This window comes from Glycomyces sp. NPDC050141 (genome assembly GCF_055586545.1).
The window spans coordinates 1-12512 of the sequence record NZ_JBVJHZ010000049.1 but is presented as its reverse complement, the minus strand read 5'-3'; the positions used below and the strand labels follow the sequence as shown (position 1 = coordinate 12512).

At 71.3% G+C, this 12512-nt stretch carries 13 protein-coding genes; 7 read left to right on the top strand and 6 right to left on the bottom strand.

Translation table 11 applies throughout. The features are described from left to right. Positions 1-4: 4 nt before the first annotated feature. Entirely contained in the window at positions 5-1339 is a 1335-nt protein-coding gene (locus tag ACZ60M_RS22595) for a Gfo/Idh/MocA family protein (RefSeq protein ID WP_465421045.1), read from the top strand. Then, a complete protein-coding gene (locus ACZ60M_RS22590; RefSeq protein ID WP_465421043.1) occupies positions 1336-2916 on the top strand; it encodes a glycoside hydrolase family 13 protein in 1581 nt (526 codons plus the stop codon). Before ACZ60M_RS22595 ends, ACZ60M_RS22590 begins: the two co-directional genes overlap by 4 nt. Positions 2917-2924: 8 nt before the next feature. Here the strand turns inward: ACZ60M_RS22590 and ACZ60M_RS22585 are convergent, their stop codons facing one another. Further along, complete coding sequence (locus ACZ60M_RS22585) at positions 2925-3353, bottom strand: hypothetical protein (protein ID WP_465421041.1); 429 nt, start codon at positions 3351-3353, stop codon at positions 2925-2927. Positions 3354-3477: 124 nt separating this feature from the next. On the opposite strand from ACZ60M_RS22585, the gene ACZ60M_RS22580 reads away from it, so the two are divergent. Together ACZ60M_RS22580 and disA are read left to right on the top strand one after the other, a co-directional pair. Beyond that, on the top strand, positions 3478-4071 hold the full coding sequence (locus tag ACZ60M_RS22580) for a hypothetical protein (protein WP_465421039.1): 594 nt from the start codon (positions 3478-3480) through the stop codon (positions 4069-4071). 236 nt (positions 4072-4307) lie between these two features. Then, the gene (gene disA / locus ACZ60M_RS22575) at positions 4308-5375 is read left to right on the top strand and encodes a DNA integrity scanning diadenylate cyclase DisA (RefSeq protein WP_465421038.1); all 1068 of its coding nucleotides are present in this window, start codon (positions 4308-4310) and stop codon (positions 5373-5375) included. On the opposite strand, the gene ACZ60M_RS22570 is transcribed toward disA, so the two are convergent. Then, the gene (locus ACZ60M_RS22570) at positions 5372-6028 is read right to left on the bottom strand and encodes a hypothetical protein (RefSeq protein ID WP_465421037.1); all 657 of its coding nucleotides are present in this window, start codon (positions 6026-6028) and stop codon (positions 5372-5374) included. The genes disA and ACZ60M_RS22570 overlap by 4 nt on opposite strands. Before the next feature lie 91 nt (positions 6029-6119). On the opposite strand from ACZ60M_RS22570, the gene ACZ60M_RS22565 reads away from it, so the two are divergent. Next, positions 6120-7022 (top strand): HhH-GPD family protein, encoded by a 903-nt coding sequence (locus tag ACZ60M_RS22565; RefSeq protein ID WP_465421035.1) that lies wholly within the window; start codon positions 6120-6122, stop codon positions 7020-7022. Between the two features lie 445 nt (positions 7023-7467). Here the strand turns inward: ACZ60M_RS22565 and ACZ60M_RS22560 are convergent, their stop codons facing one another. From ACZ60M_RS22560 to ACZ60M_RS22545, 4 genes are all read right to left on the bottom strand, one after another. Next, the gene (locus ACZ60M_RS22560; RefSeq protein ID WP_465421033.1) at positions 7468-8322 is read right to left on the bottom strand and encodes a PrsW family intramembrane metalloprotease; all 855 of its coding nucleotides are present in this window, start codon (positions 8320-8322) and stop codon (positions 7468-7470) included. 1 nt (position 8323) lies between these two features. Next, entirely contained in the window at positions 8324-8851 is a 528-nt protein-coding gene (locus ACZ60M_RS22555; RefSeq protein ID WP_465421031.1) for a hypothetical protein, read from the bottom strand. Between the two features lie 305 nt (positions 8852-9156). Further along, positions 9157-9378 carry a BldC family transcriptional regulator gene (locus ACZ60M_RS22550; RefSeq protein ID WP_205328228.1) on the bottom strand — a complete coding sequence of 74 codons (222 nt, stop codon included), beginning with the start codon at positions 9376-9378 and terminating at the stop codon, positions 9157-9159. Positions 9379-9583: 205 nt separating this feature from the next. After that, on the bottom strand, positions 9584-10420 hold the full coding sequence (locus ACZ60M_RS22545; protein WP_465421029.1) for a DUF8083 family protein: 837 nt from the start codon (positions 10418-10420) through the stop codon (positions 9584-9586). A gap of 149 nt (positions 10421-10569) precedes the next feature. Here ACZ60M_RS22545 and ACZ60M_RS22540 point away from each other — a divergent pair, with 149 nt between their 5' ends. Both ACZ60M_RS22540 and ACZ60M_RS22535 read left to right on the top strand, forming a co-directional pair. Next, positions 10570-11640 carry a Glu/Leu/Phe/Val dehydrogenase dimerization domain-containing protein gene (locus tag ACZ60M_RS22540; protein ID WP_465421027.1) on the top strand — a complete coding sequence of 357 codons (1071 nt, stop codon included), beginning with the start codon at positions 10570-10572 and terminating at the stop codon, positions 11638-11640. Between the two features lie 297 nt (positions 11641-11937). Beyond that, on the top strand, positions 11938-12246 hold the full coding sequence (locus ACZ60M_RS22535) for a DUF3073 domain-containing protein (protein ID WP_465421025.1): 309 nt from the start codon (positions 11938-11940) through the stop codon (positions 12244-12246). Positions 12247-12512: the final 266 nt, after the last annotated feature.

Here is a 12512-nt window from a genome sequence, read left to right as displayed (position 1 = left end):
GCGCATGGCGATACGACTGGGCATCCTGGGGGCCGGGGCGCGGGGCTCCGACACGTACGGGCGGTGGGCACTGGAGCGCCCCGACCGCGCTTCGGTTGCGGCCGTTGCCGATCCGGTACCGCACCGGCGCGAGCGGCTCGCCGACGCCGGAGGCGTGCCGAACGCGCACCGCTACCCCGACTGGCGCGACCTCATCGGCGACGCCGCATCGATCGGCCTGGACGCGTTCGTGATCGCCCTCCCCGACCGGCTGCACGTCGAAGCCGCGCTCGCCGCCGTCGAAACCGGCCTGCCGGTCCTCCTCGAGAAGCCCGCCGCGACCACCCCCGAAGACCTCGAAGCGCTCGCGTCCGCCGCCCGGGACCGCAAGGCCCGCATATGGATCAGCCACGTCATGCGCTACCAGCCGTTCTGGCTCGCGATCCGCCGCATCGCCGACTCCGGCGCGATCGGGCGGCTCGTCACCATGCGCGTCGAGGAGAACATCGGGTTCTGGCACTTCGCGCACTCCTACGTGCGCGGCAACTGGCGCAACCTCGCCACCTCCAGCCCGATGGTCCTCGCCAAGACCTGCCACGACCTCGACATGATCCGCTGGTTCGCGGGCGAATCCCCCGCCAGCGTCGCCAGCGCGGGCAGCCTCGGCTACTTCCGGGCCGAGAACGCGCCCGCGGGCGCGCCCGACCACTGCCTCGACGGCTGCCCGGCCGCCGACTCCTGCCCGTTCTACGCGCCGCGCTACTACGTTGAGGCCCTTGCGGACCGGGACGGCTGGCCGGTGGCGCTGCTCGGCGACGACCTGAGCCCGGAGGGGCGGCTGGAGGCGCTGCGGCGCGGGCCGTACGGGCGGTGCGTGTTCCGCTCGGACAACGACGTGGTGGACCACCAGCAGACGGTCGTCGAGTTCCCGGGCGGGCTGACCGCGACCCTCTCGACCTCGGCGTTCACCGGGCAGAACACGCGGACCGTGCGGTTGACGGGGACGGCGGGGGAGATCGCGGGGAACCTGCGCACGGGCACCCTGGAGGTGGACCTGTTCTCGCCGACGGCGGTGCTGCCGGTGGTCCTGGAAGCGCGGCCCGGTTCGCGTTTCACGCGGGAGCCTCTGGGGCACAATGTGTTCGAGCTGTATGCGGGTCCGGTGGACGCTGCTGGCGAACCGGACCACCGGGGGCATTCGGGCGGGGACGAGGCGCTGATCGACGCGTTCATCACGTCGCTCGAAGGCGGCGAGTCGGCCGCGACGGATCTGGAGGCCGCTCTGGACAGTCACCGGATGGCGTTCGCGGCCGAGCAGGCAAGGCTGGAGCGGCGCACGATCCTTTGGGAAGCAACGTGAACTGGTGGCGGGGCGCGGCGATCTACCAGGTGTACCTGCGCAGTTTCGCCGACGGCGACGGGGACGGGATCGGCGACATCGCCGGGCTCGCATCGCGTCTGGGGTACCTGCGGGAACTCGGGGTCGATGCACTGTGGATCAACCCGTGGTACGCGTCGCCGATGGCCGACGGCGGGTACGACGTGGCCGACTACCGGGCCATCGACCCGTCGTTCGGGACCCTCGGCGAGGCCGAGCGGCTGATCGCGGCGGCGCACGGGCACGGGCTGCGGGTCATCGTCGACCTCGTCCCGAACCACACCTCGGACCAGCACCCGTGGTTTCAGGAGGCGCTCGCGGCCGGGCCCGGTTCGCCTGCGCGCGAACGGTTCCACTTCCTCGACACCACAAACAACTGGCAGTCGCGCTTCGGCGGCCCCGCATGGTCGCAAGTGGACGACGGGCAGTGGTACCTGCACCTGTTCGACTCGTCCCAGCCCGACCTGAACTGGGAGCACCCCGAGGTGCGGGCCGAATTCGAGTCGATCCTGCGGTTCTGGCTCGACCGGGGCGTGGACGGCTTCCGCATCGACGTGGCCGCGCGCCTGGTCAAGCAGGCCGGGCTGCCCGACAAGCGCGGCCGTTTCGAGGGCGTGCCCACGTTCACCGACAACGACGACGAGCCCGACAAGGACCGGCCGGAGGTGCACGGGATCTACCGCGACTGGCGGCTCGTGCTCGGCGAGTACGGGCCCGAGCGCGTGTTCGTGGGCGAGATCTGGGTGCGCGACCCCGACCGGTTCGCCCTGTACCTGCGCCCCGACGAGCTCCACACCGCGTTCAACTTCGAGTTCCTCAAGTGCGCGTGGGAGGCCGGGGCGCTGCGCGCCGTGATCGACCGGACCCTCGCGACCCACGCGAAAGTCGGCGCGCCGCCGACCTGGGTGCTGTCGAACCACGACGTGACACGACACGTGACCCGCTACGGCCGCAAGGACTCCATGTTCCTCAAGCGGGAGCACGGCGTCCCGACCGACCTCGCGGCAGGCACCCGGCGGGCCCGGGCGGCGGCGCTGCTGAGCATGGCCCTGCCCGGCGGCGTGTACGTGTACCAAGGCGACGAGCTGGGCCTCCCCGAAGTGTTCGACCTCCCCGACGAGCTGCGTGAGGACCCCGTGTTCCGCCGCACCGGCGGCCTCGACCTGGGCCGCGACGGCTGCCGCGTGCCGCTGCCCTGGGGCGGCGACGAGCCGCCGTTCGAGTTCGGGAAGGGAAGCACTTGGCTGCCGCAGCCGCCCGAGTGGCGTTCGCTCACGGCCGCAAGGCAGCTCGGCGACCCGGACTCGATGCTGTCGCTGTACCGCCTCGCCCTGCGCCTGCGCCGCAGCGAAGCGGCGCTCGGGGACGGCGGGATGCGCTGGCTCGACAGCGGGCCGGGCGTCCTCGCGTTCGAGCGGGACCCCGGTTTCACGTGCGTGGTGAACCTGACCGGCGGCGAGATCGACGTCCCTGAAGGCGAACCGCTCATCGCGAGCGCGCCGCTCGAAGCCGACCGGCTCCCGGCCGACGCGGCGGTGTGGCTGCGTACCTCGGATTGAGCCGGGGCTCAGTCGGTGCACCAGTCGATCGAGGGACCCATAAGCACGACGATCAGGGCGAGTGCGCCGAACACGAGGAGGAAGCCGCCAAGGAGTGCGGAACCGTCCGTGTAGACGAAGAGGACGCCGCCGAGGAGGGCGGTCACGGCTTCGAGGGCGATCGTCGTGAGTCGCGCCCAGTGGCGGCGGCGCAGGAGTGACACCGGCAAGGCGATCCACGTGATCGAGAGGAACAGGGCCAGGAGCGCGACAGCCATGAGGAGGCCGGGGAAGCCGCCGTCCACCTGGTAGCGGGGGTCGAAGCCCGTCGTGAGCGCGATCGCTGCCATGAGGAGGCCGAGGGGCGCGCGGAGCCAGGCGCAGGCGGCCGCGAGCCAGATCGTCCACGGTGCATAGCGGAGCCGCTCGGGCTGCGGCGTCTCGTGGGGTCCGGTCATGGGGTCCTCCAAGCATCGGGGCCCGAATCGTAGGGCCGCGTGGTCGGGACCGGTCCCGGCGCGGGCTTCGGGCCGTAGCGCGTGTCGCCGCGTCTCGCTAGAGTTGCCGCCGAGGAGGTGGGCCGTGCGCAGGAGCTCGGAATGGGTGATGATCGAGCGCAGTTCGCCGACCCGCCGGATCTCCTCGCTGGTGCTCTACTCGCTCGCGTGCACCGTGTTCATCGTCGGGCTGTACCTGCTCGTGCGCACCGAGCCGGGCACGCTCGACTCGGGGGAGCCGAACCCGGTCGCGGCGCTGCCGGGGTTCTTCACCGTCATGGCGGTGCTGGGGGCGACGAGCTTCCTTGTGCCGCTCGTGCGGCCGCCGAAGCTCATGGTGAACCACTTCGGGCTGCGCGTGCGGGCCGGTTTCGGCAAGAGCCTGCTCATCCCGTGGAGCAACATCGAGGAACTGGCAGCCATCCACGTCGGGTCGAAGCGGCGCGGCACCTCATACCTGCTGTTCGCCGCCGACAACTACCTGGGACGCGGCGGCTCGGACCGGCCCGGGTTCCTCGGGCGGTCGGTGCTGCGCGAGGCGAACCGGGCCACGGAAGGACTCGTCGCCGGGTTCGACCTGGCGGTGCGCTGCAAGGACTTCGCGCTCGAACCGCAGCAGCTCCTGGCGCGGCTCGCTTCGTTCGCGCCCGGACACGTGCAGGTCGTCGACCGGCTCTGAGCCGCGACGCGCCGGTTTGTTCGCCCTGAGCGAAATCGCGCCCGGGCGCACGTCGCGGCCCTGCGGGTTCCGCAGCGGCAGACGGGATGCGCGCCTTGCCCCAAATGCCGCTCCCTGACCCGTGCTGGTGATCCGTACACTGGGAGGCGACCCGGCCTCCCGCGCCCCTGGAGGATGGGATCACCTCAACCGACCGGCCTGCTGCGCCGGCGGACCGTCCAGCATTGGGGGTACCCGTGGCGTCGATCCCGGACGAGGCTCTGCGCGCGACCCTGGCCACCATGGCGCCCGGCACCGCGCTGCGCGACGGCCTCGAACGCATCCTGCGCGGCCGCACCGGCGCGCTCATCGTCGTCGGCCGCGACAGCCTCGTCGAGGAGATCTGCACCGGCGGATTCGAGATCGACATCGAGTTCTCCGCCACCCGCCTCCGCGAACTGTGCAAAATGGACGGCGCGATCGTCATCACCACCGACGGCTCCCGCATCGTCCGCGCCGGCGTCCACCTCATGCCCGACCCCTCGATCCACTCCAACGAATCGGGCACCCGCCACCGCACCGCCGAACGCGTCGCCATCCAGACCGGCTTCCCCGTCATCTCCGTCAGCCAGTCCATGCACACCATCGGCCTCTACATGGGCTCGATCCACCACCTGCTCGAACCCTCCACGCAGATCCTCTCCCGCGCCAACCAGGCCCTCGCCACCCTCGAACGCTACAAACTCCGCCTCGACGAGGTCGCCGGAAGCCTCTCCAGCCTCGAGATCGAAGACCTCGTCACCGTGCGCGACGCCGTCACCGTCCTCCAGCGCCTCGAAATGGCCCGCCACATCGCCGACGAGGTCGAAGGCCACGTCATCGAACTCGGCACCGACGGGCGCCTCCTCGCCCTCCAGCTCGACGAGCTCATGGCAGGCGTCGACACCGACCGCGAACTCATCGTCCGCGACTACCTCCCCGACGGCGGCGACTACCGCAAGGCCCTGCGCGCCGTCGACGCCATGAGCTCCCCCGAACTCCTCGACCTCATCGCCGTCGCCCGCTCCCTCGGCTACCCGAACTCGCCCGACGTCCTCGACCGGCGCGTCAGCCCCCGCGGCTACCGGATGCTCGCCAAAGTCCCGCGCCTCCCCGAAGCCGTGATCGAACGCGTCGTCGGCCACTTCGGGGCCCTCCCCGAACTCCTCGGCGTCACCGTCGAAGAACTCCAAGACGTCGACGGCATCGGCCCCGGACGCGCCCAGAGCATCCGTGAATCGCTCACCCGCCTCGCCGAAGTCTCGATCCTCGACCGGTACCTCTAAGTCAGGCGCAGGCCCGTCGGCGACGACACCGCGTCGCCAAGGCGCGCCCGCAGCTCGTACTCGCCCGCAGGCAGCTCCCGGCGGGCGCCCGCGCACTCCTCCTCCGACGCGAGCCCGTCCACCGTGAACTCCACGGTCTGGCCCGCACCGTCGGCCAACTCGACCTGCTCGCCCTGCGGCGTCTCGCAGTGCGCGGTCGAATAGACCACGTCCGCACCGGCCGTCAGCTCCACCGCCACCTCCCGCAGATCCGCCGTGCACGCCGTGTCCGCGCCGCTCGCGACCAGGACGCTCACCGGCACCTCCGAACCCGAACGCGCCTCCCCGAACGCCGCCACCACCTGCAGCATCAGGTCCTCCGGCGCGCACGCCTCCACCGGCGCCACCGTGGGCGACGCGCTCGGCTCCGCCTCTGGAGTCGTCTCCTTCACGTACGGCCGGTTCAACGTCGACGACGGTGACGGCGCCTGCCACTCGCCCTGCGCCGCATCGGCCTCCGCCGCAGGCTCCTCCTCGCCGCCGCCCAGCGCACCCACCCCGACCACGACCAGCAGCACCAGTGCCAGCACCGCCCCGGCCACGATCGCCCGCCGCCGCCAGTACACCGACTCCGGCTCCGAGCCCTTCACGAACCTGCCCTTGAAACCCTGCACGCCGGGACGCTAACGCAGCAAAGCCGCACCGCAGCGGAAATACACGCGACCCTCGCCGCCGGTTGTCGGACCCCGCCGCGACAATGGGGGCATGCTCGCCGCCGACACCGCACAGGCACTGCCCGACCCCGCCACGATCAGCGGCCGCCTCCTCCCCTGGTTCGACGCGAACAACCGCACCGACCTGCCCTGGCGCAGGCCCGGCACCACCGCCTGGGGCGTCCTCGTCTCCGAGGTCATGAGCCAGCAGACCCAGGTCGCCCGCGCCGCCCCCGTCTGGGAGGCGTGGATGCAGCGCTGGCCCACCCCGGCCGACCTCGCCGCCGCCCCGACCGCCGACGTTCTGCGCGAATGGGGCCGCATGGGCTACCCGCGGCGGGCCCTGCGGCTCCAGGAGTGCGCGCGGATCGTCGCCACCGAGCACGGCGGCACCGTCCCCGACGACCCGGCCGAACTGGAGCAGCTGCCGGGCATCGGCGTCTACACGGCCGCGGCCGTCGCGGTGTTCCACTACGGCCGCAGGCACGCCGTCGTCGACACGAACGTGCGCCGCGTCGTCGCCCGCCTCGGCGGGGCGAGCGACGCCGGGACCGCCACCACGAAGGCCGACCTGACCGCGGCGGAGTCGCTGCTGCCCGGGGACGCGTCGGAGGCGGCGCAGGTCTCGGTGGCGCTCATGGAGCTCGGGGCGCTGGTGTGCAAGGCGCGCGCGCCCGAGTGCGGCGCGTGCCCGGTGAGCGACGTGTGCGGGTTCTCCGGCCAGGAGGTCCCGGCCGGGCCGAGCCGCAAGCGCCAGAAGTACAAAGGGACCAACCGGCACGTGCGCGGCGAGGTGATGGCCCTGCTCAGGGATGCCGAGGAACCGGTCGAGCGGGCCAGGATCGACGCCGTGTGGCCGGACCGGAGGATGCTCGACGAGGCCGTCGCGCAGCTCATCGCCGAAGGTCTGATCGGCACCGACGAATCGGGACGATTCGAACTCCCGAGTCGGTGACAAACCGAGCGGCCACTGGTAGCGTCGGAATTGAGAGAACTTCACGATGCTCGGTCGGCGCCGATTCTCATATCGGCGGCCCTGGGTCGAACCTCACTCGTCACCAAGTGAGGCGCCGGAAGGACCACAGGTCCACTCACCGCCGGTGCCAGGACCGAATCGCCTACCGCAGGGCCGCCCCCGAGCGGCCGGCCAGGAACACGACGACGCGGCTCGCGCCATGAACCGTCGCGTCGACCGCGGACCGGACGCACGAAATGCGGGCCATGCAGGAGCGGACGCCTTGAGCGACGGACGCGACCGAGCAACGGCAATGCCGTTCGGGTACCGCGCGCTCAGACCCGGGCGGCATTGTTACGTTGCCGAACCACATTTATGGCTCGCAAGCTTCGCCAAGACCGGCAATGCCGTTCGGGTACCGCGCGCTCAGACCCGGGCGGCATTGTTACGTGCTCACGACCGGTTCCTCGACCCGCTTCGCCCAGCGGACCAGCCACCATACGACGAGCACCGCGGGCAGGCCCTTGAGCATCACCCCGGCCAGCACGCCGAGCACGCCCAGCCCGAGGCCGTCGCGCAGCAGCGGCGAGTTCCACAGCGCGTGCAGGGCGATCACCCCCGCCAGCGCCCCCGCCGCGACCCACACCGACCGCATCGTCCGCCGCGTCGCCGCGTACGCGACCCCGGCGCCCGCGATCGCCGTGAACACCGCGTGGCTCCACAGCCCGGCGAGCACGCCGCGCACGATGAACACCGCGATCACCGGCTCGACCACGTCCCCGGCCCGGTTCAGCACGGTGCTCGACATCGCGAACGCGTAGCCTTCGACGATCTGGAACCCGACCCCGCAGAACGCGCCCAGCACGATCCCGTCGAGCACGCCGTGCATGCGCCCCCACGCGATCGCGACCACCAGGACCACGCCCGCGGCCTTCACGACCTCCTCCACCAGCGGCGCGGCGAGCACCGGCGACCAGCGCTCGGCCCACGCCGGGCCGTTCGCGGTCGCCAGCAGGCCGTGGAGCGCGCGCGAGCCGAACAGGGACGTCATGACGGCCACGGTGGCGCCCCAGACCAGGCCGATCGCGAGCGCGGCCGCCGGGAGGGCGAGCCGATCGGCGACGCGGCCGCGCAGCCACCAGAACGGGATCGCGAAGAGCGAGAACAGGACCAGGGCGGTCGTCCCGGCGCGCGGGTAGGCGAGGGCGACCGGGAGGGTGTTGTACAGGAGCAGGATGCCGGAGGCGCCGATGAGCAGCGCGGCCGTCCACTGGACCGGGGAGGCCGGGTCGATCCGCATGTCAGGCGGTCCCGAAGGACAGCTGGCCGATGAGCGCGTCGATTCTGTCCACAGTGGCCGAGTCTAGCGACGCGCCCGTGGCGGTGACCTCGGCGCGGATCGTGTCGTGGACGAAAGCGCACGCGAAGCCCGCGCCGGTCTCGGTGACGAAGCTGCGACCGGCGCCCTCGACGCCGTCGGCGGCGCAGTCGCGGGGCTCGGTGAGCTGCACGCCGGGCTGGACTTCGAGGAGGCGGGACATCTCGTCGGCCAGGTACTCGGCGTCGAAGTCGTAGGGCGCGGCGACGGCGATGTCCACTTCGGCCTCGCCCACGAGGAACTCGACGCGGCCGGAGCCGGGCTGGTAGTAGCCGGGGCGCATCCGGGTCTCGTCGGGGGCGGTGAGGGTGACGCCGGAGAGGGTGAAGGTCTCGCCGCTCACGTCGACATGGGGGGAGACGGCTTTGTTCAGGAGGGGCACGGCGAGCGAGAACAGGAGGACCACCGCGGCGACGGCGGTGGCGATGGCGAGGCTCTTCGTGCGAGTCACCGTTCAAGCGTGGCACGTGTGCCGCGGCGGCGCATCGGGAATGCCCGCGTATCGACGGTTACCAGCCGGTTCGCGGTAGAAGGCTCGCGTTCGGTCCGGGCGGGGGCGGTTCGCTGCGAGGAGGCGGGCCCTGAGGGAGGGCCCGCGTCCTCGATCGTCGGAATCCGCGGCGCCGACGTCCGCGGCTTCGATGGGGCGGTACTGAGGTCGGCCGGAAGGGTGGTCCGGCCTTGGTTCCTCTGCCGTGCTGCCACGGCCTTGCTGTTTCCGGTGGCGGTGCCTGGTCGGTGGCGTCGCCGCGTTAACTACTCAGCGGCGACGCGCTGAGCGGGGATGTCACCGTTGATCAAGGCGCGGATCTCGGACTCGCGGTAGCGGCGGTGGCCGCCGAGGGTGCGGATCGCAGAGATCTTGCCGGCCTTGGCCCAGCGGGTGACGGTCTTGGGGTCGACGCGGAACATCGCGGCGACCTCGGACGGGGTGAGCAGGGCCTCGGATTCCACCGGAAGGTTCAGCTCTGTCGTCATCGTTCTTCTCCTCCACAGACGGGCTGCGAATCACCGGCGCCGAGCCTTGATTCGTTCCTTCTGCAATCGTCCGGCCTGTCGTAGATGTCCGACATAGGCCGAACGGCCGATTTTGCTTGGACTTTCCGCTCGTGTCGCTCATCCGAGTGATCACTCCACATGCGAATGTGCTGGTAGCGGGCTTGCCGTATCGCAGCGTCCGAGGTCAGTTGAGTCGTTCCGCGAGACGACGATCACGCCACCGGTCGACAAGGCGGGCATAGCACTCCTGCGCCTCCTCGGGTTCGGAGGCGCCGAGGTGGTCCAGGGCCTGCCAGGTGAGGTCGACCGAGTCCTCGGCCCGCAGCTCCTCGGGGTCCATGCGCGCGGCGAGCCCGCCGTAGTCGAGCTCGACGACCGAGTCGCGGTGGAAGCCGTCGAGCCAGTCGCCGGTCTCGGTGAGGGCCTCGGCCAGTTCGGCGCCCTCCCCGAACTCGGACCGCACCAGGTTGCGGGCGACGACGAGTCCCGTGCGGGCCTTGGCGATCGGGGTGCGGTAGCGCAGCTGCGCGACGCTGCGCTGGATCACCAGCTCGCGGTCCTCGGCCCGCACGGCCGCGAACCAGCGCAGCGGCACGGACCAGGACGCGACGTGCTCGTGGGCGTCCGCGGGCGCGTCATGGCGGTCGATGCCGTCGTCGAGGGCGACCACCTCGGCCGCCGAGGACAGGAACTCCGGCGGGAACAGGGCCTCGGCCACGGCCTCGGGGGTCAGCCGCCGCACCTCGAGGGCGGAGGCGGCGATCCGGTAGCGGAGGTTCCAGGGGCACACGAGCGGGTCGGCGCCCGGGCCGCGGTCGATGACGTACGCGTCGCGCGGGAAGGACGGCACGCCCCGCCAGGGCCACCCGATGCGCTCGTACAGGGCCTCGCGCCGCAGCCGCGGCCCCTCGAGCGGGTCGACCGCGCGCCCCGACGCGGCGTACGCGCGCCAGTAGTCGGCGTCGGCGAACGCCCCCGCCGGCTCGTAGACGCGCAGATAGGACGCGCTCGGTGCGTACACGAGGCAGATACTTCCATAGTCATATGCTGGGGGCGTAGGCATACCCGCGCTACGAACGGATGAGTCGGCCGAGACCCGGCCGCCCCCTGGGCGGGCCCGCAGCGACGGCGGCGCAGGGCACCCCCGCGAAACGAACTGGAGAGCAAGCCATGAGCATCTTCGACGGCAGCGGCCACGAGCAGGTCGTGTTCTGCCACGACCCCGATTCGGGGCTGCGCGCGATCATCGCGATCTACTCCACCGCCCTCGGCCCGGCCCTCGGCGGTACCCGCTTCTACCCCTACGCGTCGGAGGAGGACGCCCTCAAGGACGTGCTGCACCTCTCGGAGGGCATGGCCTACAAGAACGCGATCGCGGGGCTCGACCACGGCGGCGGCAAGGCCGTCATCTGGGGCGACCCGGCCGTCGACAAGAGCGAGGCGCTGCTGCGCGCGTACGGGCGGTTCGTGGAGTCGCTCGGCGGGCGGTACGTGACCGCCTGCGACGTCGGCACGTACGTCGAGGACATGGACCACGTCGCCCGCGAGACCCGCCACGTGAGCGGGCGCAGCCCCGAGGCGGGCGGGGCCGGGGACTCCTCGATCCTCACCGCGTTCGGCGTGTTCCAGGGGATGCGCGCCGCGGCCCAGCACCGCTGGGGCGCAGTGGACCTGGCCGGGCGGACCGTGGGCGTCGCCGGGCTGGGCAAAGTGGGGCGCCACCTCATCCCGCACCTGCTCGAAGCCGGGGCCGACGTCGTCGCGTGCGACGTGAACCAGGCCGCGATCGACTGGGTGAAGGACAACTACGCGCAGGTGCGGATCGTGGCGGACGCGGACGAGCTGATCGCCTCCGGCATCCACGTGTACGCCCCGTGCGCCCTCGGGGGCGTCCTCAATGAACGGTCGCTGAAGACCCTCGACGCCGAGATCGTCTGCGGCGCCGCGAACAACCAGCTCGCCGAGCCGGGCGTCGCGGCCGAGCTCGACCGGGCCGGCATCCTGTACTGCCCGGACTACGTGGTGAACTCCGGCGGGGTCATCCAGGTCGCGGACGAGTACGACGGCGCGTTCGACTTCAAGCGGGCCGAGCGGCGCACCGCCGGGATCTTCGCGACCACCTCGCGCATCCTGGAGCGCGCCAAGGGCGAGGGGACGACCCCCGTGGCCGCCGCGGACGCCATCGCCGAGGAGCGCATGGCCGCCGTCGGCCGCCTCCAGCGGGTGCGGCTCTTCCGCTGATCGAGCACCGCGCGGCGGCCGCCGTGCCCCCTCGTGCGCGAACGTGCGCAGAAGGGGGCGACGGCGGTCACCGCGCGTCGCCGGACCGCTCCATATAGCGAGAACGAATCTCACGTTTCGGGCGGTTGTTCGTCCCGGTCTGGTGCTCATCGCCGGTAATCTGTGGCATCCAACTCATGGGCCGGGATGCAGTCCTGCGCCCTGAGGTTGTACCGTAGGAGCCACGAAGAGATTGCAAGCATTCCGGGGCGCCTTATCGGCTGCCCCGATGATTTCTGTGCGAGGGGGTCGAGCCATATGGGGCGAGGCCGAGCTAAGGCAAAGCAGACCAAAGTGGCCCGTAAGCTCAAGTACCACACTCCTAACACCGACATGCGAGCGCTGGAGCGCGAGCTTGGGACCGGTCGTCAGGACGAGGTCGACATTGAGCCTCCTGAAGAGGAGACGGACCCTTACGCCGCTTATGCCGACGATCGGTACGACGGAGACGAAGAAGAACTCCGTGAAGATGACTGGCTCCCGCCTAAGAAGCAGTTAGCCGGACGGCTCCCGCGAGCCGACCAGGCGGGCCCTCCCGACCGTTACCGCAATCTCCATATCCAGTGAGCGCAGGCGTCCCAGCGACCCCTGCGCCAGCGTCCGCGGACCGCTCCCCCACGAGCCGGTCCCAGGGCCTGGAGCAAAGACTTCGGAAACCGGCACCTCGCATGTCGGGTGCACACGGGATGCACAGCCAACAAGCAGCGAACGAAGAGGCGGGGGGGGGGGGGGGGGGGGGGGGTTTTTTTTTTTTTTTTTTCTTTTTTTTTTTTTCCCCCCCCCCTGGTGGGGGTCGTGTCGGGGGACCACCGCACCCAAAGCCTCCCCCCCTA